The following is a 20,956-nucleotide window of genomic DNA, read 5'->3' as shown; positions in this document are numbered from 1 at the left end:
GAACCCTAATAATTAAGTGATTTAGTACCTTTTTAAGCCAGACTCTGTCTGGCTTTGTTATTTCTGTTGTTGGGTGCAGAGAAAAATCATTTTTACGGGTGTAATATAGGCTAAGTCGTTGCTTATACTGTAAAGCACATCATCTTTAGGGTTAACGCAATTATTCTACGACTTAGTGCTGAAATTCTTTGTAGTTTGGGTATGATGTGAGCGGTATTCGAATCATCTTATAGCTAATTAACAGGTGTAAAGTGTCCTATGACAGATCTTGAGCAACAGGTTTTTACTCAAGTGAGAGCCATCATAGCGAATGAAGAGCAAGTCATTGGCCGCCGTGGGATCTTAATTCCACTGAAAAAGGCCATTCTTGCCGAAGGCGATATTCGTAATGTGATCGATATTATTTCGAGTGATCCCGCGTTAGCGGCCCATATGTTGATGCGCAGTAATTCGGCGCAAGCTTCTGGTGTGGTTAGCCCTAAGTCTCGCTCTTTAAAAGATGCCTTAATTCGTTTGGGCCAAGTTAATATTTACCGTTACGCCTTTACATTTTATTTGAAAGAACGCCTCGATGAATTGCCTCAACCCTATAAGAAGTTGGTGCAAGGTTATTGGAAACTCACGGAAAATATAGCAACTGATGCGGTTGACAGCTTAGTTGATATGCCGGATGTCGATATCGACCCCGATGAGGTGCAAACCTTGGCGCTGTTTAGTGTGTTCGGCCAGATTATTGCCTTAACCGCATTTGCTTATTTGAATGCCAGCTCTGAGCAATCTTTCCCGCTAAGTGTGATTAAGTCTTTGATCGATAATCAGCAACAAACCTTAACCATCGAAGCCTTTGAAGCCTTAGATCTTGACCAAGATCTGCGCCAAGAGTTTATGATCGCCCACAATCTGCGCCAGACCCGTAATCAAAATTCTCCCGGGTTAATTCTGCGCCGAGTATTGTCAATGCGTGGTTTATTGCTTAATCCGCTCTAAGCACCGCCCATAAAAACAAAGCCTGCAATAGCAGGCTTTTTTGTTAAACATTTCAATGCTTAATTGTTTTTTTGCTGGCGGGCTAAGCCTTCGCTTGCTACCAGTTGCAGCCAGTTTTGCACTAAGGCCGAGTTCGCGCTGTGGCGGCGATAAGCCCCAAATAGCGGGCGTTTTAAGCCTTCTTGGCCCAGTTTGACTGAAGCTAAACTCAAACCATGTCCCTCATTGATTGACCAATTGGGTAGGGCGGCGATACCGTCCTTACAGGCGATGCGCTGCAATAACATCATGGTCAAATCACAGGTTTTTTGCTCGCCGGCTTCTATGCCCGCGGGTTCTAAAAAGTGGCGGTAAATATCTAAACGCGCCAGTGGCACCGGATAACTGATTATCGGCAAGCGCGCCAATTGCTTAGGCGTAACATAGGCTTCTTTCGCTAAGGGATGATCCTTAGCAACCACTAACTTCACTTCAAAATCAAACAAATGCTGATAGGCGAGCGAGTGACCTGGCACGGGATCTGAGGTCAGCACTATATCGAGTTCGCCCATTTCTAAGGCATTGAGCGAGTCGAATAGATGACGGCTGGAAAGATCTAACTCGGCTTGGGGATGATCTTGCCTAAATTGTTCCATCACGGGCATTAGCCAGCGAAAACAGCTGTGGCATTCAATGCCAACCCTTAGCTGATTGGTTTCAGTTTCCAGCCCATTTTTGAGATCGGTTTCCGTCTCTAATACCTTAGGCAGGATCTCTTCGGCGAGGTGCAACAGGCGTGCACCTTCCTGAGTAAAGGAGAGCGGTTTGCTCTTACGCACAAAAATGGGCGAGTTAATTCGTTGCTCTAACTCCTTAATTTGATGGGAGAGAGCCGATTGAGTGACAAAACGTTTTTTGGCTGCGCCCGCCAAGCTGCCACTTTCCTTCAGGGCCATTAAGGTTCGCAGATGTCTTAGTTCGATCATGATCACTCCAAGTGAATTTCGCTCATGTTGTGCTTGAAATCAATTCGGTTGCTGGCATAGAGACTATCACAATAAACTTCTAGACGTCCAGACGCCCATTGTGATTTATCTAGGCTTAAATGCGAAAAGTTGCCAAGAAAACACCATCAGCTGGGTGCTAGTGCCGAATATGGCTTATCTCAAATAAAGGAAGATATGGTATGCAATTAAACAGTCTTGGTTTTCCCCGTATCGGGCGTCGTCGTGAATTAAAGTTTGCCCTTGAAAAATACTGGCGTGGTGAGAGCACTCAAGCTGAACTGCATGAGGTGGCTAAGGAGTTGCGTCGCACCCATTGGCAATGGCAGGTGGCAGCGGGGATTGAGCAAGTGCCAGTGGGGGATTTTGCCTTTTACGATCAAGTATTAACCCTGAGTGCAACTTTAAATGCCATCCCTGATCGCCACCGTGGCGAGGGCGCTATCGATCTCGATACTTTATTCCGCGTTGCCCGTGGCCGTGCGCCAACTGGCACCGATGCGCCAGCCTCGGAAATGACTAAGTATTTCAACACTAATTACCACTACTTAGTGCCAGAGCTTAAGCAAGACCAAGAGTTCTCTATCGCCTATGAGCAGTTTTTTGATGAAGTGGCCGAGGCGCAGTCCTTAGGTTATCAAGCCAAGCCGGTGTTATTAGGCCCCGTGAGTTACTTGTATCTGGCCAAAACCGTGGGTCAGGATTTCGATAAACTCAGCCTATTGCCAAATCTGTTAAAGGCCTATGCCGACATTCTCGCGCGTTTTGCTGCGCAGGGCGTGACTTGGGTACAGCTTGAAGAGCCGATTTTGGCGCTCGAATTAGCCGCCGATTGGCAAGCAGCGATTAGCGAAGCTTATCAAGTGCTTAAAACGGCTCAAGTGAAGATTTTACTCACCAGCTACTATGGTAGCATCAGTCATCATCAGACGCTGGTTTCTGCGCTGCCGGTGGCGGGTTTGCACCTAGATTTAGTGACTGCCCCTGAACAATTGGCCTTGTTTGCTAATGCATTAAGACCAGATCAAATTCTGTCAGCTGGCGTAGTTAATGGCCGTAACGTGTGGGCGGCAGAGGTTGACCTGATTGTTGAGCGTATCGGCGGTGTTGCCCGAGACTTAGGCCAGCGTTTATGGATTGGCACTTCGTGCTCACTCCTTCACAGCCCAGTGGATTTAGAGGTAGAGACAACGCTCGCGCCGGCGCTACGTCAGCAGCTCGCGTTTGCTAAGCAAAAGCTGTTGGAACTGGCGAATGTGCGTCAATTGCTGCTGGCCCCTGAGTCTGTCGCGGCCAAAGCGATAGTTAACACCTGTTTGGCTCGCCGTGAGGCCAAGGCGCAGGCGGCGGATGCTAAAGTGATCGCCCGTGTGAATGCGCTGACCCCAGCCGACTATGAACGTGTCAGTGAATTTACTGAGCGCCAAGCGGTGCAGCAGCGCAAGTATCGTTTGCCATTGCTGCCAACGACCACGATTGGCTCATTCCCACAAACACCGGCAATCCGCGGACTACGTAGCCGCTGGCGCAAGGGTGAGTTAAGCGATGCTCAATATACTGAGCAATTACAACAAGTGACCCGCGATACCATCGATCGCCAGCTTAAACTCGGTATCGATGTGCTGGTACACGGTGAGGCCGAGCGTAATGACATGGTGGAATACTTCGGTGAGCAGCTCGAAGGTGTGGGCTTTACCAAAAATGGTTGGGTACAGAGTTATGGTTCTCGCTGCGTTAAGCCGCCATTGATTTATGGTGATGTGAGTCGCCCGAAAGCCATGACGGTTGATTGGGCTGTATTTGCCCAAAGCCTGACGGACAAACCTGTCAAAGGCATGTTAACGGGCCCGGTGACGATTCTACATTGGTCGTTTGCCCGTGAAGATATCAGCCGCGATACCATTGCCACCCAATTGGCGCTGGCTATCCGTGATGAAGTGGTGGATTTACAAAATGCAGGTATTGGCATTATTCAAATTGATGAGCCAGCCTTCCGCGAAGGGTTGCCATTAAAACAAAGCGAGTGGCAAGCTTACTTAGGTTGGGCGGTGAATGCCTTTAAACTGAGTGCGGCGGGTGTGGTGGATGAAACCCAAATCCATACCCATATGTGTTACAGCGAGTTTAATGACACGATTGCCGCGATTGCCGCCATGGATGCGGACGTTATCACCATCGAGACTTCGCGTTCACGCATGGAACTGCTCAACGCCTTTGAAGATTTTGAATATCCAAATGAAATTGGCCCAGGCGTTTACGATATCCACTCGCCAAATACGCCAAGTGTTGAGGCCATGGTGCACCTTATTGAAAAAGCGGCGCAAAAAGTGCCAGTGCGCCAACTCTGGGTTAACCCCGACTGCGGCCTTAAGACACGCACTTGGGCTGAAGTAGAACCCGCGCTGAAGAACATGGTCGATGCGACCCGCGAATTGCGTCGCCGCCTTGGCTAAGTGTTTGTGATATCTGAGTAATAAATGCCACAACTGCTTTACGTAAACAACAGGGATACCTAAGGTATCCCTGTTTTGCTATTGGTTGTTTGAACAGACCGTTACTTATAAAAATCAGCGTTTCACGCCATGACCCTTTAGTTTGAGGTATTCAGATAATCTCAAGTAACACGGATTTATATGGTTCAACGTTTTATCCGTATATTTAAAGGTCTAGGGCGCAAACTTCTACACAGATATTTGCAAATCTTTACCTGATATCGACACTTCCTTCGTCTACTGCGCTTAGCTAACTCTATATACTGACAGCACTATTTTTCTTCCCGCAAGATACACGCTTGCGCCCATTGGCATTGATGGACACCTAGATTCAGATGAAAAAATCCTCAAAGCGTAAATTGATATTGATCCTAAGCGGCCTCATCCTCCTTGGGGGCGGTGCTTATTTTCTGCTACATAAACCCGAGGCGGCCCCAAGCTATGTGACGGAGCCCGTTAGACGCGGTGATATTGAAAACTCGGTGCTCGCCAACGGCATGTTGCAGGCCTCCAAGCTGGTGAGTGTGGGCGCGCAGGTCTCAGGGCAAATTCTGAGTTTGCCTGTGGATCTAGGCCAAGAGGTGAAAAAAGGCGATCTTATCGCGCAAATCGATAGCCTTGCCCAGCAAAACAACCTGCAAAATGCGCTGGCATCCCTTAAAAACATCAATGCCCAGTATCGTGCTAAGCAGGCGCAAATTCGTCAGGCAAAACTCGAATATACCCGTCAGCAGCAAATGCTCGCCGATAAGGCCAGCTCCCGCGCAGACTTTGAAGCCGCCGAAGCCACGCTGACGGTTTATCAAGCCGAGCTTGAGCAGTTACAGGCGCAAAAACAACAGGCTGAGATTAATGTCGATAGTGCCAGAATCGATTTAGGTTATACCAAGATCACCGCGCCGATGGATGGCACGGTCGTTTACTCTGCGGTTGAAGTGGGCCAAACCGTTAACGCCAATCAAACCACGCCAACCATAGTCGAGATGGCACAGCTCGATACCATGACTGTCAAGGCACAGATCTCCGAGGCGGATATCGTCAATGTGCATCCGGGGCAGGCGGTGTACTTTACGATTCTCGGTCGTCCCAACCATCCTTATCGCGGCACCCTAAGGGCGATTGAACCCGGCCCCACCTCCATGGATGGTGACGATAGCAATATGAGTTCCAGCGATTCGGACGCCATCTACTACCACGGCTTATTCGATGTCGAAAACCCCGACCGTACCCTGCGCATTGGCATGACGGCGCAGATCTCGATTGTGCTCGCCAAAGCCGATGATGCGCTGTTAGTGCCATCACAGGTGCTGCGAGCTAAACCGCGGGACAAAGCGGCATCGGCAAGCGAACGCAAATCCCGTGGGCCGCAGTATCAAGTGCCTGTGCTGGTGAATAACCAAGTGCAATATGTGGATGTGAGTGTCGGTATTAATAACAAAATCAATGCCGAAATCCTGTCTGGTCTGAACGAAGGCGACCAAGTGGTGCTCGGAATGCCCGCCGACGGTTCGACCATGAAGTTCCGTGGCCCACCAATGAGGTTTTAAGCGTGAGTAAGCCATTACTGGAAGTCTCAGCTTGCTACCGCAGTTTTCAGGCGGGTGAGCAACAACTGACTGTACTCAAAGATGTTAATCTTTCCATCGCCCGGGGTGAGATGGTGGCGATTGTCGGTGCCTCGGGTTCGGGCAAGTCGACCCTGATGAATATTTTGGGCTGTTTAGATAAACCCTCAAAGGGCGCGTACTTTATCGATGGCCAAGATACCTCGCAGATGGATGTGGATGAACTGGCAAAGCTGAGGCGCGAGCATTTTGGCTTTATTTTTCAGCGATATCATTTGCTTGGCGATCTTAATGCCGTCGGTAACGTCGAAGTGCCCGCCGTGTATGCGGGTAAAGATCGCCTTGAACGTAGACAGCGCGCTGAGCACTTATTGTCGCGCTTGGGTTTAGGTGAGCGTCTCGATCATAAGCCGAATCAGCTCAGTGGCGGCCAGCAGCAGAGGGTGAGTGTGGCGCGGGCGCTGATGAATGGCGGTGATGTGATCCTTGCCGACGAACCGACGGGCGCTTTAGATAGTCACAGCGGCGAAGAAATGATGCGGTTATTACAGGAACTGCACCGCGAAGGCCACACCATTATCATCGTCACCCACGATATGCATGTGGCGCAGCATGCCGACCGTATTATTGAGATTAAGGACGGGGTGATTATCAGCGATGAGCCTAATCCCGCCTCAAACGTTGCGGCTGCGCCTAAGACTGAAGTGATCCCCGCCAAGACGAAGGTGCGCGCCCGCGTGGCGGCATGGGACAGATATGCCGAAGCCCTGAAAATGGCGCTGCTGGCGATGTCGACCCATAGATTGCGCACCTTTTTAACTATGCTCGGCATTATTATCGGTATCGCTTCAGTCGTGTCTGTGGTGGCGCTGGGTGAAGGCTCGCAGCGGGAAATCTTAAAGAGCATTAGTTCAATGGGCACCAATACCATAGACATTCGCCCCGGCTCAGGCTTTGGCGATAGGCGCTCGGCAAAGGTACGAACTTTGACTGCAAGCGATGCTAATGCACTGAAAAACTTACCCTATGTCGATAGCGTCACCCCGAGCATTGGTTCGAGTGCGACTGTGCGTTATGGCAATAAGGCGGTGACGGCGACTGTGAATGGCGTGGGTCCAGAGTTCTTCCGGGTTAGAGGCTATGAGCTCGCCCAAGGGCAGTTTTGGGACGATGACAGTGTTAATGCGTTAGCCCAAGATGCGGTGATCGACGAGAACACCCGTAAACAGCTGTTCCCTAACAGTAGCGGCGTCATGGGCTCTGCCATCGGGGAAGTCATCTTCCTCGGGGATTTGCCGGTGCGGATTATTGGTGTCACTCAGCCTAAGGAAAGTGCCTTTGGTAATAGTGATGCTCTCAATGTGTGGGTGCCTTATACCACGGTATCAGGCCGAATGGTGGGCAAGAAATACCTTGATGGCATAACTGTTAGGCTCGATGAATCCGTACCGAGCAATGCGGCGGAGCAGGGCATTATTAGCCTGCTGAAGATGCGCCACGGCACCCAAGATTTCTTTACCATTAACACGGATACCATTCGCCAGAATATCGAGAAAACTACCGCGACCATGACACTATTAATCTCGGCTATTGCGGTGATTTCCCTCGTGGTGGGCGGCATTGGGGTAATGAATATCATGTTGGTGTCAGTGACCGAACGCACCCGCGAGATTGGCGTGCGCATGGCGGTTGGGGCGCGCCAGAGTGATATTCTGCGGCAGTTTTTAATTGAGGCCGTGTTGGTTTGTCTGTGCGGCGGCGCGCTTGGGGTGGCCTTGGCCTATTTGATTGGCGTGGTGTTTGCCCAAGCGGGAGGCAGTTTCCAGATGATTTATTCGACGACTTCTATTGTTGCCGCCTTCGCCTGCTCCACCTTAATCGGGGTGTTGTTTGGCTTCCTCCCCGCTCGCAATGCGGCGCGTTTAGATCCTGTTGATGCCCTGGCTAGAGAGTAACTCAATGAATAATAAAGTGTTAACGCATCAAAACAAATTAAGAACGCTTAAGTTCAGCGTGATTGCCATCAGCATTGCGCTGTTGTCTGGCTGCGGCGCGCTGATGCGCTCCGACTTTGAGCCGCCAGCATTACAAGTGCCAGAGCAGTGGCAGCACACCCAAGTGAATGGTCAAGTGAGCCTCGACCCTTGGTGGCAGAAGTTTAATCAACCCGAATTAAATCAGCTGATTAGCCAAGTGCTTAGCAGCAATAATGACCTGACGCTCGCCACCTTAACCTTGCAAAAGGCGCGTTTACAGGCGGGGTTAGCGCGGGATGATTTGTATCCACAGCTCAGCTCCAATAATACCGCGTCTGTGAATAAACCGCTGGAGGGCGGCAGTTCGAGCAAGACATTTCAGGCTAACCTGTCGGTAAGCTATGAGGTAGATCTCTGGGGTAAAGTGTCGGCCAATATCGACCAAGCCCAATGGACGGCGCTGGCAAGTCTCGAAGATAGGGAGAGCACGGCGCAGAGTCTAGTCGCGACGACGGCATCCCTCTATTGGCAGATTGGCTATCTGCATCAGCGGATTGAACTAAGCAATAAGAGTATTGAACATAGTCGACAAACACTGGCATTAACCCAGCGCCAATATGCCTCGGGCGCCGTGACTGAACTGAATGTGCTCGAATCCCAACGCAGTTTAGCGGGGCAAGAGGCTTCCCACAGTCAATTACTGCAACAGTTAGCTGAAGCCGAAAATGCGCTGGCGATCTTACTCAACCGTGCCCCGGGGCAAGTGGCGGTTGAGATCAAGCAATTGCCGGACAGTGCAGTGCCTGAGGTTGGTGTTGGCATTCCCGCCGACTTGGTCGGCCGTCGTCCCGATGTGAAGGCGGCTTTGTACCAATTGCGCTCGGCGCTGGCCAGTAAGGATGCGACCTACGCCAGTTACTTCCCAAGTTTGAGTTTGACTGGCAGCGTGGGGGAGTCGACCTCCGAGCTAAAAGAGCTGTTGCGCAATCCCGTGGGGAGTTTAGGTGCGGGTTTAGTGCTGCCTTTTTTGCAATGGAATCAAATGCAAATCAACAATGATCTTGCTGATATCGACTATCAAACGGCGATTGTGAATTACCGTAAAACCCTCTACAGCGCTTTTGAAGATGTGGATAACGCTATCTCGGCCAAGCAGCAATACGCCTACCAAGGTGAGAAGCTTGAGCAGCAATTTAGCGCCGCCGCCCAGGCCGAAGCGATTTATGAGAGCCAATATCGCCATGGCGCTATCGGCATTCAAAATTGGATTGATGCGCAGGAGAATCGCCGCAGCGCTGAGGCCGCATTGCTGGAGAATCGTTATAACCAATTAACGGCCCAAGCGACACTCTACCAAGCCCTCGGTGGGAGCGATATTGCGCCGTCATTAACGGATAACTAATTGAATTGTTAGATAAATAAAAACCGCGATGCCTTAAGCAATCGCGGTTTTTTATTATGTGGATCAGACGATTGCGTTTAGCTGCGCAGGATCTGGAGTGGCAGGCTTAACATATCATCGCCCGTGCCTGCTAAGTGCCAGATAATCCCAACGAGGGCTGCAACGGTCAGTAAGTACCAAATGGTTGAGAATATCTGCCCATATCTGTCCAGCGGTAACAAGTGGCTTTGATGGCGGGTACGCCACTCGAACACTATCTCTAAGCTACCGATAAGTAAAAGGAAACCGAGCAAGGCTAAGCCTAAGGTATAGCTGATATACACCCCAAAGGCAGCGCCAATCACGCAGGCAATTAACCCCATGATGCTGTTCATCGAGAAGCTAATGCTTTTTAAAATATGGCCACCATCGAGGGGTAAAATTGGCAATAAATTAAACAGGTTAAGTAGCGCGTTAAAGGCTGCTAGCCCTGCGAAAAAGATATTGTCCGTCATGTGGTAAGCGATAAGCGAGCCTACCGACATCAACAGGCCGAAGGTTGGCCCCATAATCGAGATGACCACATCCTGCCAGCGGGTGTTAATCTTTTCATCGCTGAGGGCGAGTCCCCCCATAAAGGGGATGAGGTAAATTCCTTTGGTTTTCATCCCAAAGTACTTCATCGCGCGAATATGGCCGTACTCGTGGAATACCAAACAGGCGATAAGTGCCAAGGCAAATTGGAAGGAAAACAGCCAAGAGTAGGCCGCCACACTCGCGCCCGCGAGTACCACTTTGATGACCTTAGCGCTTTTGAGTAGCTTAAATCCAAGGGAAGCTAAACCAACAAAGCTAAATTTTTGTGGTGTAGTCACTGGGATTTCAGGGGTTTGGCGTTCGATATCTTTTTCGGTACGAGTGCCTTGGGCAATCACTTCTTCATCAATAAGCAGTCGATAGTCGAATCTAAAGGGCTGCCAAACCACATCAGTTTCAAGCCGCACAAGGATTTTATGCTCAAGAACTTGCGCTTCGCCATGCTCGCTGGCCAATTGGCTATGCTGTTGAGTGAGTTCAAATTCATGGACTTTGAGACCGCCATTATCCACTGAAGCGGCTTTTTGTGAGACTAAGGTATTGTCCCAAAAGAGTTGTTGCCAACCTGCGAGGGAGCCTTCCAAACGCAGTGATTTGCCTAAGCAGTCAATCTTAAGTAGTTCCAATTTAGGTTCCGTTTGTTGGTGTATCCGAATGATGTCCAGCGTTGATTTGGCACTTTAAGGCAAAGTATGCAGACCAATCGCTTTGGACATAACGGGCTGGGCCGTTCGTGATAAATTATGCCTGCTAAATGTGGTTGAGGATATTAGCTTTTTGGATCATCTCGTTGAAGACTGTGAATCCTATCAGATTTTACTTTGCTTCTGCTTAGTCATCTAAGCTATGGACGATTTCCATCCCTTGGGCGAATGTTGTAAACGCTAATTTGGCCACACAGCATTGGCCTACGGCATTGGCATGTTTTTGTACCCATTTAATAAAATCGGTGAGGGGCAATTTGTGCTCTTGTTTTAGCAGGTTAGGTAGCTCACCAATAGGATCTTCATGAATAGTGGTTGGGGTGGCGCGGATCAAATATTGGTTACCTAAGCTGTCGAGTAACAGGTCCGTATCGATAAATTGATGCTGGTAAAGGCAGGCGAGTTCTAACCAATCACGTTGATGGCCAAGATAAAGGAGTTCATCATTTTGAGTCAGCTTAACTACTGCTGGCCATTGAATATCAGCCATTTTTACTTGAGTCATGTGTATTCCTGGGGCCATGTTCTACTTCAACCTATCACATTTATCCTTATCCCCCAACGCTGGCGTTTACGTGGGGAATCGTAGGCAGTATGCCACCGACTAGGTCAAAGAAGAAAGCCATTGAAATGTTCTTGAGCGAGGATTCACTCGTGGATAACAATGAGGGGGTTATGATTGAAGCAGCAGCCCTAAGGGGCGCGCCATGTTGAATGGCATGTGCACCCTAAGTAAAACGCTTTGAACGTTATTTAACTGGCTGCCGCTTGTGCTTTAGGTTTGGCATTGTAATCAAAGTTAATCTCTTGATTAAGATTGGTGATGGAGCAAGTGCCATGTTCGCGGGTCGTTCTATGATTAGCTTGGCCAATATGAAATTCGACATTGAGGAACACATGCTTAATCACATCGATGTGATACTTATCGAAATAACTTTCCACTTCCTGCTTTAGGCTATCAAATTCGAGCTCTTCACGGGTGCGCTCGTTTAAAATCCGGTTCTTCTCATCGAGCATCATCTTAATCTGCTCAATCATCACGGGATCATTTTGCCATTCGGATTTTGGGGGAAGTCTTTTTAGGCGAGCTTCAATATCGAGGGTGGCTATCACCATTGATTGGACACTTTCCTCCAGCTGTTTGAGGTTTTGCTTGAGCTCGCCTTGCTCCATTGCACAAAAGACTTCTGTTTTTGTCCCCGCAGTGGCACCAATAGCAACGGCAATGAGTCCTTTTTCAGCATGGGCGACGCCACCAGTTAAATCGCCGCGGCGACCGCTAGTGTCACTTATTGTCAGGGTTCCTGCTGTTTTGGTATTACTATGAAGTAATTGCTTAGTGATCAGAATATTCCCCTTTGCAGTTAATTGGGAATATTGCACAAACTGGGCGCTGATTTGCCCTTGAGCAGTGAGGTTAGTCGAAAACTCATTGACGCGAATTTGCCGACCAATGACGCCTTTACTAACGGTAATATCGCCTTCTGCCTCAAGGGTCGCTGAATCGACAAAGCCCATCACAGTAATATCACCGGAGCTTTTCACTATCATGCCTTCGTGTACATCACCTGTGATTAAAATACTGCCTTTAAAGGTGACATGGCCCGTGCTGATATCGACATCTTTTAGCTGTAAAACATCATCAACATTCATGCCTGTGCGAGTTTCAACGGGTTGCCCTGCTACAGTGGCGATGAGTTTGTTGGGATCATTAGGATGGATGCTGGTACCTGTTCCTGCGAGTAAAGGCAGATCCTTGCCAGGCTTTTGCTTAAGAACTTCTCCTTTAATGTTATAACCGGGAGAGCCTTCGGTCCCTGGGTGTTTGATCATCAAAATATCGTTAGGCTTGACCATTATCATGGAGCCAAGATTACGCATATCCACAGTACCATCTTCGCGCTCCTGCGGCTGGAGTAAGCGCTCACGGGCCAGCGAAACCTTACGCTCTAGCACGGCATTTTGGCCGTTTACTGGGTGCTTGCCTTGGGCGATTTCACTTTGACAGCTATCGCCGGGTTTGAGCTTGGTGATTTTTTGCAGCAAGGTTTGGATTTTAAGTTTGCTTAAGCCCATGCAAACATTATTTTTTTTAAGTTCAGTAAGAATTTCAGGTAAGTCGACCGCTTTACCTCCACAGGGGGCGGTTAGGGTCATGGTGGCGAGCATTTTATCTGGGCTGATTTCAATCTTAACGCTACCATCTCGGCGTTCAGCCAGTACGGAAAACAGTTCAAATTTACCATCTTCTTGATGGTACAGAGAGTTGGTTTGCGCCACCACTTTATCGATGGCCTGATCAAGTGGATACAGTGAGCAAAACTCTGGGAGCGATAACAGGCGCATCACATCATCACGGGTGATGGGGCCATGCTCTTTGGGGATCAGGCGTAATTCCGCCTTACTTTTGTCACTGCTTAACTCGAGGAGTTCAGGGGCCAACATAGAGCGCTTCCTTACTCGTTTGTTTTATTATTGTTTTATCGGCTAACGCGAGTATAACAGTAGAAACTTTGCGCAAAGAAGCCTTTTCGACGCGAAAAAATGTAAATGTTGTGTTTTTGTTGTCATGGTCTATTGGTTGATTTATCAATAGATTATTTATTTGATTAACGATAGTTAATCTAGTGTAATCTCTGGTTTTTTTTAAAATCTCAGCACGGGTGTTGATTGGGCAAGTTTTTTAGCTTAACAAAAAAGTAAACTTTACAACGCTGTCGGGTATGTTAGGGGAGAGGTTGACTGGACAACATTCTTGATAATTTAGCGTTTACTGCATTTGATACTGTTCACAAAATGATGAAAATCTTATCTAGATAGCAGCAAGTGTTCGGTTGCGGATCACGACTCTATTGAGGTGTTTTTGAGGGGATAACTAGTCTATCCAGACGCGTGCGGTACGTTAAAATCTTCGAATAGCCTAACTTAGGGGCAAAAGTAAGCTAGGTGCTTTGCTTCAATTTGTGGGGTTAGGATTAAATCGTGGGATTAAAAATTCTATGGTTAGCATTTGATTACCTCTACTCTATTCTTGTGTTACACCCCCATGAGTCAGCTCAAATCTGGGTTCTTTATTGCTTGGCCATGTCGGCTTTTCTATGGGAGATTCAAAAGTGGTCAGCCAAACCTCAAGCTCACCGGAGCCAGATAAACACCCCATGAAGGAAAAACACATGCCGCTATTTATCATGTTATTGGCAAATTGAATTGCCTCTTCAAGCGACCCTTCTTCCTTGTTATGGCTGAAGGTTTCATCGTCCCACACCCAGTTAATAGGTGCCCCATTTTCATCACAAGCAAGGTATCTTACGTTCTTATAACCTTCGCTAGCTGCTGTTAATGAATCCAGAAAGGATTCTCTGATTTCTGAGAATCTCTTTTTGAATGCTTCAATACCTAAATCTTTACTAATAATGTGCTTCATACTTGCTCTAGAGGTTAACGCTTGCAGCAGCCGAGCGTAGCGAGGTCCTGCCCAAAAGGGGCGTTGCTGACTGCACTTGTTACATGCCTGCTACTCAATTTGAATTTTGGTACCGACATTTACCAATTCCATAAATTCATCCATTTCGGAGTTTGTAATGGCAATACAGCCGTTTGTCCAATTAAAGCGCTGCGCAATTGGAGCAAGCCAACCTAACCAATTACGCTGCCCATGAACCATAATAAAACCACCTGGCGAAACACCATTTTTCTCAGCATTAGCTATATCAACTGTGTTTGGATAACTGACATGCATAGCCCTATAGAATGAAGAGTCTTCTTTTTTGTAATCAAGCGTGTATTCACCTTCAGGGGTCTTTTCATCACCTTCTTGTTCTTTATGCCCTTTAGGATTAGCACCAAGGGCAACGTCATATACTTTTACTATTTCACCAGCCGACAATAAGTACATTTTCCTTTCGGATTTGTCGACTTTAACCAGATCTACTTCAGCAAAAGCCGTTTGAGTAGCGAACATCAAAATGAGCAGGATATATTTCATAGCATGTAACGCTGCGCTCTGGGGCGAACCGAAGCGTAGGTTTGTCCTTAGCAGCGCTTTGTTACATTTGTACTTGCAGCGACTGACGTAATTCATATAGTTTCTTGTACTCGTCTAAACCAACAATAAGCATTCTCTTCATTTGTTCACTACCACCTGCAGTACCCATTCTATTTGCAGCTTTTTCTACAGAATCATTATCCAACGCTTCAATCGTTAACTGCGCTGGCTCTGGAATGATATCTGAACCTGAATATTTACTGCTTATCGAGTCGCTACTTTTTGAAATTCTAGTGAGCTGTCCTTTAATCAGAACGTTCACTACATCCAATAGATTGCTAGCTAATTCGTCTTTGCATCCGAACGATACAATTTGATCATATAAATTCCAGAAGTCGCCAATTCGACTATCGACAGTACCTCCGTCTGAGACACCTCCTGGATACCTTTTTGCAAGAATCAGCAAAAATCTATAGGTTTCAGTTCTTGCCGCTTTCAATTCACTAATTGATTTTTCAGCATCTTTTTTGACTTCTTTTAGCTTTACTATATTTCCAGCTATTGAGAATTCCTGAATCTCAGATGCAAACGAAAGAATCAAACCAATCAAAGCAAAAGCGATTAGAAGACTAACAAACTCGGAGCCACTTAGCTTCTCTGCCATTAGAAGACAGTAACCAAACTTGGCACTAGCTAAAAAGATAACAAGCCCCAGTATCGACAAAAAGATTCTCAAATAAAGCCTCCGAAAATGTAACATTTTATTCATGCAGATGCGCGTTTACCTCGTTGGAGCAGTGAAAACGCGCACAGTTAACTATCTGTATAAAAAGAACTTATCAGCTTTTTGCCGCTTTTCATATAAGTAATCCATCTGGAAAAACGCACATGCGCGTTTTCAAAACCTATTAACTAAAAGTCAGCTAGCATAGTCAATTGATTTTATAGCGTTTTATTTGTTGTAAATGGAGTTAATGCGCACTGATATTGTCTTCAAATCATTCAAAAATACCTAAATTTAAATATGACTGTATACCGTTATATTGTTAGTCGATTTATAGCAGGGCCAAACATAGGCAAATAGATAAGAATTGTATGGCAACAGGAGTGGGAATTTTCGATTGAGCTAACGAGCCGAAGCGCGGAATGGAGCATTAGCTTTTTAGTCAGATGAAAAGTTCAATGGCAATAAATGCTATTTAAGAGATGGCAGCGTTAACTTGTTTGTTGGGGGATTTTTGATTTCAAAATGGGCGTATTTGATAGGGGCGGCGTTATCTTCGTAATTCTTAACGAGTCTTTATTCCTTGGAGCATCCTAGAGTCAAATTAAGGATGCCCCACTCGCAATCGAGCGGGGCGAAAGATTAGGCCTGTTGGAAGGAATAGAGTTTGTACTTGTTGTTCTCTGCTGGCACGGTTAATTGGCCGAACTCGGCGGCGATGGTGTCCGAATAGGGCAGGTGGCGGTTAGCGACGATTTGCCAAATCCCTTTAGATTGTAATTGCTTGGCGCTATCGGCGACAAAGCGTTGGGCAATGCTGGTCGTACTGGCAAGGCCATCGTGGAAGGGAGGATTGGAGATAATACCGTCGAATTTTCCACTGGTTTGCGCCAATCCATCGGAGGGATAGACCTTGGCCGTCATGCCGTTTGCTGCCAGCGTAAGTTCGCAGGAGGCTAGCGCCATAGCATTGATATCAATACATTCTAGCGACAGTGTCGGCTGCGCCTTTAACAGCGCCGCGGCAATGACGCCAGCGCCGCAGCCAAAATCCAGTACTCGGCCAGAAAGGGTTGGCAGATGCGACAGCAATAGCTCTGTGCCTTGGTCTAAATGCTTTTCACTGAACACACCGACTAAGTTGCAGATGGTGATATTGCCCTGCGGAGTGGCGAGTTGATACTGGCTGGTCCAATCGCTGAGTTTAATCTCAGGCGCGGTATCGATTAGGCTGCTGCCAAAGAGCAGGCAATGGCGCGCGTTATCAAGCTTAATGCCCGTTGCGAAATAGTTGGGCAGCAGTTTCACTAAGGATTTAACCCCGCCTTTGTTTTCTCCTACGACTAAGAGCTGACCATTACTTGAATGATCGGACAGGCACAATTCTTTCTGAATTTACAGCCCATATAGTAGTGACAGAAGTTCACCTTCCCCTGCGAAGTTGCTGAAGGGCGTTGAAGAAAATCGCGTGACGCAGACAGGACGTCTGCGTAGCTTTCGGGGGAGGGGCGAATGAAAATCGGTGATTTTCACGATTATGAGCGAGAGGCAGGGACTGCCGAACTGGAGGGCTTTACATGGATGTAAAGCGGAGCCATCGGAAGCGTTAGCGATTTTTGAATAAGCACGAAGCCACTAACCAATGCATGTAACTTCGCTAGGGGCGGCAAGGGAGATCCAAGAGGGAATTGCTGTTGATCCCCTCTTGGTCGGGTGTGGGGTGACCCCCCACTATCTTGATTCACCTCGGCCGTTAGGCCGCAATTTCTTCAGCGGTAAAGCCGCATCAAAACTCAAATGTCGCATTCCGCGACAATAAAAAAGCCACTGTGGTCAGTGGCTTTTATCATAAAAAAATCAAAGCTTAAGCGATTCGGCTTAGTCTAGACTTGGTTCTTCGCGCTCTTTATTTACGAGAATCCGAACCATGGTAGCTTAGGCAAGCGTCCACTTCATTGGCGCTACCGAGGATAACCGCAACGCGTTGGTGAATTTGTGTTGGTTGAATATCCAGAATGGTTTCATAACCGGTAGAGGCTTTACCGCCAGCTTGCTCGACTAACAAGGCCATTGGGTTGGCTTCGTACATTAAACGCAGCTTGTATGGCTTTTTCGGATCTTTATTGTCGGTTGGGTAAGTAAAAATACCGCCGCGAGAAAGTACGCGGTGTACGTCGCCCACCATGGCGGCAATCCAACGCATGTTAAAGGATTTTTCGCGCGGGCCAATTTTGCCTAGCAGTAAATCGGCGATATAGGTCTGCATTGGCGCTTCCCAAAAACGTTGGTTCGACATGTTAATGGCGAACTCTTGGGTGTCTGGGCTGATGCTCATGGCCGCGTTGGTCAGTAAAAATTCGTTGGTTTCTGGGTGCAGGGTAAAGAGTTGCACACCTTGGCCTGTGGTGAGGGCGAGCATGGTTGATGGGCCGTAGAGCACATAACCTGCGGCTAACTGATTGCGGCCAGATTGTAGGAAGCTCGCCTCGGTTAACTCACCCTGTGGTGCTGGTAAAACGGAGAAAATGGTGCCGACCAGCGAGTTGATATCGATATTCGATGAGCCATCTAGAGGGTCGAAACATACCAGATATTGACCATTGGCGCTGACTTCAACCACATGATCTTCTTCCTCAGAGGCGAGGCCGCGCACTGTTCCGTCGGCTTTTAATGCATCTTTGAGCATATCGTTGGTGATGATATCCAGTTTTTTCTGGGTTTCACCTTGGACGTTTTCCTGTTCGGTCGCGCCTAACACACCGGCTAAGGCACCGTGACGCACGGCATGGCTGATGGCTTTGGAGGTGTCGGCTAAGGTCAAAATCAGTTGCGCGAGGGATTCGTTCACTGCCTTTGAGGTTAAGTGCTGGGCAAGAGTCTGCATGTTAGGTCCTTTAGGGGTTCAACATTGAGGTCAATTTCATTATTTGCCGCGAATAATAACTCAGTTAGTCGACAATTTCAGCGATGTTGCTGTGGGTTTTAATCAATTTAAGCCAAGAGGGTTATCCCTTTGTGTCAGACTGAGTGGGTTATCTTGAAAATTGAGCTAACCGCAGGAGTTCGCCAGCTAATTTGTATCTGTATATTGCCTGCGCTTTTTATTTAGGCTTGGCCTCTGGCACAATGGCGGCAGTTTTTTAATCGCCACCTAAAGGCGAATATGCTTCCAAGGAATAATAATGACTAAAAATGGGTTAGCTTCTTCCCTGCGCTCGGTGACATTGGGCGCTTCATCCTTATTGATTGCGAGTCAACTGGCCATGGTTTCTAGCGCGATATTTACCCCCGCCTATGCACTTGAGGGCGGCACAACGCCGCTGACTATCGAGCGCATGAATGCGTCTCCTGCCTTGGCGGGTACGAGTCCCCGTGGATTAAAGTTATCCCCCGATGGCCAAAGGGTGACCTATCTTGCGGGACGTAAAGATAACCAAAACTTTTACGATCTCTGGCAAATGGATGTGAAGACGGGCGAATCTAGCCTATTGCTAAATGCCGATAAGTTGGCGAGCAATGAACTGTCCGATGAAGAAAAGGCCCGCCGCGAGCGCCAACGTATTTATGGCGACGGCATTATGGAATATTTCTGGGCGGACGATAGCAAGGCGCTGTTGATCCCTGCCTCGGGTAATCTGTATTACTTCTCCTTAGCGGATAACAGCGTTAGCCAACTGCCGATAGGCGAGGGCTTTGCCACCGATGCGCGCCTATCGCCCAAGGGTAACTTTGTATCCTTCGTGCGGGATCAAAATTTGTATGTGCTCAATTTAGCGACTAAAAAGCTTGAGGCCATGACCACTGACGGTGGCGGCGCGATTAAAAATGCCATGGCGGAATTTGTGGCGCAGGAAGAAATGAGCCGCATGACGGGTTACTGGTGGGCGCCCGATGAGTCGGCCATCGCCTTTACCCGTATCGATGAGTCTGGCGTTGAGTTAGTCACCCGCAATGAAATCTATGCCGATGGCATTAAGCTTACCGAGCAGCGTTATCCGGCGGCGGGCAAAAACAATGTCGAGATCCAACTGGGCGTTGTGACCCTTAATAATAAAGGCATCAATTGGGTCACCTTAAGCGATGATAAAAATAAGGATATTTACCTGCCTCGCGTCGATTGGTTGCCGGATAGCAAGCATTTATCCTTCCAGTGGCAGAGCCGCGATCAACAAAAATTAGACCTGCAACTGGTGGCGCTAGAATCGCTGACCAAGCCGAAAACCTTAGTCAAAGAGCGTAGCGATGCTTGGGTGAATCTTAACAATGACCTGCACTTCTTAAAGCAACAGTCGGCCTTTATTTGGGCATCGGAGCGTGACGGCTTTAATCATCTGTATTTGTTTGACCTAAAAGGTAAGCTGAAGACACAACTGACCAAGGGTAATTGGGCAGTCGATGAGCTGGAATATATCGATGAAACCGCAGGTTGGGTGTATTTCACCGGCCGTAAAGATACCCCCATCGAAAAGCATCTCTATCGAGTGCCGTTAGCGGGCGGCAAGGTTGAGCGTGTGAGCCGCGAGGCGGGGATGCACGATCCGGTATTTGCCGATAATCAAAGCGTGTATCTGGATTATTTCAATAGTTTATCTCAGCCACCACAGATCAGTTTACACGGTGATAAGGGCCAACATCTGGCGTGGGTGGAGCAAAACCAAGTCAAAGCAGGTCATCCTCTGTATGACTATGCAGGCCTGTGGCAACTGCCTGAGTTTAAAGAGCTAAAAGCGGAAGACGGACAAGTCTTACAAACGCGTCTCTTTAAACCTGTGCCCTTCGATGCGAACAAAAAATACCCTGTGGTGGTACGCGTATATGGCGGCCCACATGCGCAATTAGTGACGAATAGCTGGAGTGAGCAGGATTACTTTACCCAATACTTAGTGCAGCAAGGTTATGTGGTATTTCAACTGGATAACCGTGGCAGTGCCCACAGAGGCACTCAGTTTGAGCAAGTTATTTATCGTCACTTGGGCGAAGCGGAAGTGAACGATCAAAAGGTTGGTGTCGATTACCTGCGCAGCTTGCCCTTTGTTGATAGCGATAATGTGGCGATTTATGGCCACAGCTACGGCGGTTATATGGCCTTGATGAGTTTATTTAAGGCGCCAGATTACTTTAAGGCGGCGATTTCGGGCGCGCCCGTCACCGATTGGCGCTTGTACGACACCCATTACACCGAGCGTTATTTAGCCCATCCCGCAAGCAATGAGCAAGGTTACGAAGCCAGTAGTGTGTTCCCCTATGTAAAAAACTATCAGTCGGGGCTATTGATGTACCACGGTATGGCGGACGATAACGTGTTGTTTGAAAACAGTACTCGCGTGTATAAGGCGTTGCAGGACGAAGGCAAATTGTTCCAGATGATTGATTATCCTGGGTCTAAGCATTCGATGCGCGGTGAGAAAGTGCGTAATCACTTATACCGCTCGCTGGCGGATTTCCTCGATAGACAGCTTAAAAGCGGCAAATAACTCAGCGTTAGGTTGGCATTTATATCAGACTGGTATTTATGCCAGAGTGGCGTTTTTAAAAGAGTGGGGTAACGTCCTCACTCTTTTT

The 20,956-nt window shown here is 48.0% G+C and carries 15 protein-coding genes; 6 read left to right on the top strand and 9 right to left on the bottom strand.

Going from position 1 to position 20,956, the window contains the following annotated elements:
* The first annotated feature begins 258 nt into the window (after nt 1-258).
* Nucleotides 259-987 carry an HDOD domain-containing protein gene (locus IEY09_RS04050; RefSeq protein WP_037414412.1) on the top strand — a complete coding sequence of 243 codons (729 nt, stop codon included), beginning with the start codon at nt 259-261 and terminating at the stop codon, nt 985-987.
* A 59-nt stretch (nt 988-1,046) separates the two neighbouring features.
* Here IEY09_RS04050 and IEY09_RS04045 read toward each other — a convergent pair whose 3' ends face one another.
* On the bottom strand, nt 1,047-1,952 hold the full coding sequence (locus tag IEY09_RS04045) for a LysR family transcriptional regulator (protein ID WP_172587714.1): 906 nt from the start codon (nt 1,950-1,952) through the stop codon (nt 1,047-1,049).
* A gap of 200 nt (nt 1,953-2,152) precedes the next feature.
* Here IEY09_RS04045 and metE point away from each other — a divergent pair, with 200 nt between their 5' ends.
* From metE to IEY09_RS04025, 4 genes are all read left to right on the top strand, one after another.
* On the top strand, nt 2,153-4,423 hold the full coding sequence (gene metE, locus IEY09_RS04040; RefSeq protein WP_188869935.1) for a 5-methyltetrahydropteroyltriglutamate--homocysteine S-methyltransferase: 2,271 nt from the start codon (nt 2,153-2,155) through the stop codon (nt 4,421-4,423).
* Nucleotides 4,424-4,797: 374 nt separating this feature from the next.
* Nucleotides 4,798-6,009, top strand: a complete 1,212-nt coding sequence (locus tag IEY09_RS04035) for an efflux RND transporter periplasmic adaptor subunit (protein WP_188869933.1) — start codon at nt 4,798-4,800, stop codon at nt 6,007-6,009.
* 2 nt (nt 6,010-6,011) lie between these two features.
* Nucleotides 6,012-7,982, top strand: coding sequence for a MacB family efflux pump subunit (locus IEY09_RS04030; RefSeq protein ID WP_188869931.1), 1,971 nt, complete (start codon nt 6,012-6,014; stop codon nt 7,980-7,982).
* A 4-nt stretch (nt 7,983-7,986) separates the two neighbouring features.
* Complete coding sequence (locus IEY09_RS04025; RefSeq protein WP_188869929.1) at nt 7,987-9,405, top strand: efflux transporter outer membrane subunit; 1,419 nt, start codon at nt 7,987-7,989, stop codon at nt 9,403-9,405.
* Between the two features lie 77 nt (nt 9,406-9,482).
* Here IEY09_RS04025 and IEY09_RS04020 read toward each other — a convergent pair whose 3' ends face one another.
* The 8 genes from IEY09_RS04020 to IEY09_RS03985 form a co-directional block, all read right to left on the bottom strand.
* A complete protein-coding gene (locus IEY09_RS04020) occupies nt 9,483-10,607 on the bottom strand; it encodes a site-2 protease family protein (protein ID WP_188869927.1) in 1,125 nt (374 codons plus the stop codon).
* 205 nt (nt 10,608-10,812) lie between these two features.
* Nucleotides 10,813-11,190: a DUF4144 domain-containing protein gene (locus tag IEY09_RS04015; protein ID WP_037414404.1), complete on the bottom strand. Its 378-nt coding sequence runs from the start codon at nt 11,188-11,190 to the stop codon at nt 10,813-10,815.
* A 248-nt stretch (nt 11,191-11,438) separates the two neighbouring features.
* Nucleotides 11,439-13,130 (bottom strand): flagellar assembly protein A, encoded by a 1,692-nt coding sequence (locus IEY09_RS04010; protein ID WP_047534553.1) that lies wholly within the window; start codon nt 13,128-13,130, stop codon nt 11,439-11,441.
* 580 nt (nt 13,131-13,710) lie between these two features.
* Complete coding sequence (locus IEY09_RS04005) at nt 13,711-14,109, bottom strand: hypothetical protein (protein WP_188869925.1); 399 nt, start codon at nt 14,107-14,109, stop codon at nt 13,711-13,713.
* Between the two features lie 90 nt (nt 14,110-14,199).
* The gene (locus IEY09_RS04000) at nt 14,200-14,670 is read right to left on the bottom strand and encodes a L,D-transpeptidase family protein (RefSeq protein WP_047534559.1); all 471 of its coding nucleotides are present in this window, start codon (nt 14,668-14,670) and stop codon (nt 14,200-14,202) included.
* Nucleotides 14,671-14,731: 61 nt separating this feature from the next.
* The gene (locus IEY09_RS03995; protein WP_172590942.1) at nt 14,732-15,439 is read right to left on the bottom strand and encodes a hypothetical protein; all 708 of its coding nucleotides are present in this window, start codon (nt 15,437-15,439) and stop codon (nt 14,732-14,734) included.
* A gap of 597 nt (nt 15,440-16,036) precedes the next feature.
* Entirely contained in the window at nt 16,037-16,789 is a 753-nt protein-coding gene (locus IEY09_RS03990; protein WP_257749380.1) for a methyltransferase, read from the bottom strand.
* 511 nt (nt 16,790-17,300) lie between these two features.
* Entirely contained in the window at nt 17,301-18,278 is a 978-nt protein-coding gene (locus tag IEY09_RS03985) for a class 1 fructose-bisphosphatase (RefSeq protein WP_144344879.1), read from the bottom strand.
* A 298-nt stretch (nt 18,279-18,576) separates the two neighbouring features.
* On the opposite strand from IEY09_RS03985, the gene IEY09_RS03980 reads away from it, so the two are divergent.
* Complete coding sequence (locus tag IEY09_RS03980; protein WP_188869923.1) at nt 18,577-20,868, top strand: S9 family peptidase; 2,292 nt, start codon at nt 18,577-18,579, stop codon at nt 20,866-20,868.
* Nucleotides 20,869-20,956: the final 88 nt, after the last annotated feature.

Source organism: Shewanella xiamenensis (genome assembly GCF_014647135.1).
In the GTDB taxonomy this organism is placed as follows: domain Bacteria; phylum Pseudomonadota; class Gammaproteobacteria; order Enterobacterales; family Shewanellaceae; genus Shewanella; species Shewanella xiamenensis.
The sequence above is the reverse complement of the archived record's forward strand: the minus strand, read 5'-3'. Positions and strand labels throughout refer to the sequence as shown.

Coding starts and splice junctions, on each gene's coding strand:
- IEY09_RS04050 (WP_037414412.1), top strand. CDS start 259: ATGACAGATCTTGAGCAACAGGTTTTTACTCAAGTGAGAGCCATCATA.
- IEY09_RS04045 (WP_172587714.1), bottom strand. CDS start 1,952: ATGATCGAACTAAGACATCTGCGAACCTTAATGGCCCTGAAGGAAAGT.
- metE (WP_188869935.1), top strand. CDS start 2,153: ATGCAATTAAACAGTCTTGGTTTTCCCCGTATCGGGCGTCGTCGTGAA.
- IEY09_RS04035 (WP_188869933.1), top strand. CDS start 4,798: ATGAAAAAATCCTCAAAGCGTAAATTGATATTGATCCTAAGCGGCCTC.
- IEY09_RS04025 (WP_188869929.1), top strand. CDS start 7,987: ATGAATAATAAAGTGTTAACGCATCAAAACAAATTAAGAACGCTTAAG.
- IEY09_RS04015 (WP_037414404.1), bottom strand. CDS start 11,190: ATGACTCAAGTAAAAATGGCTGATATTCAATGGCCAGCAGTAGTTAAG.
- IEY09_RS04010 (WP_047534553.1), bottom strand. CDS start 13,130: ATGTTGGCCCCTGAACTCCTCGAGTTAAGCAGTGACAAAAGTAAGGCG.
- IEY09_RS04005 (WP_188869925.1), bottom strand. CDS start 14,109: ATGAAGCACATTATTAGTAAAGATTTAGGTATTGAAGCATTCAAAAAG.
- IEY09_RS04000 (WP_047534559.1), bottom strand. CDS start 14,670: ATGAAATATATCCTGCTCATTTTGATGTTCGCTACTCAAACGGCTTTT.
- IEY09_RS03995 (WP_172590942.1), bottom strand. CDS start 15,439: ATGAATAAAATGTTACATTTTCGGAGGCTTTATTTGAGAATCTTTTTG.
- IEY09_RS03985 (WP_144344879.1), bottom strand. CDS start 18,278: ATGCAGACTCTTGCCCAGCACTTAACCTCAAAGGCAGTGAACGAATCC.
- IEY09_RS03980 (WP_188869923.1), top strand. CDS start 18,577: ATGACTAAAAATGGGTTAGCTTCTTCCCTGCGCTCGGTGACATTGGGC.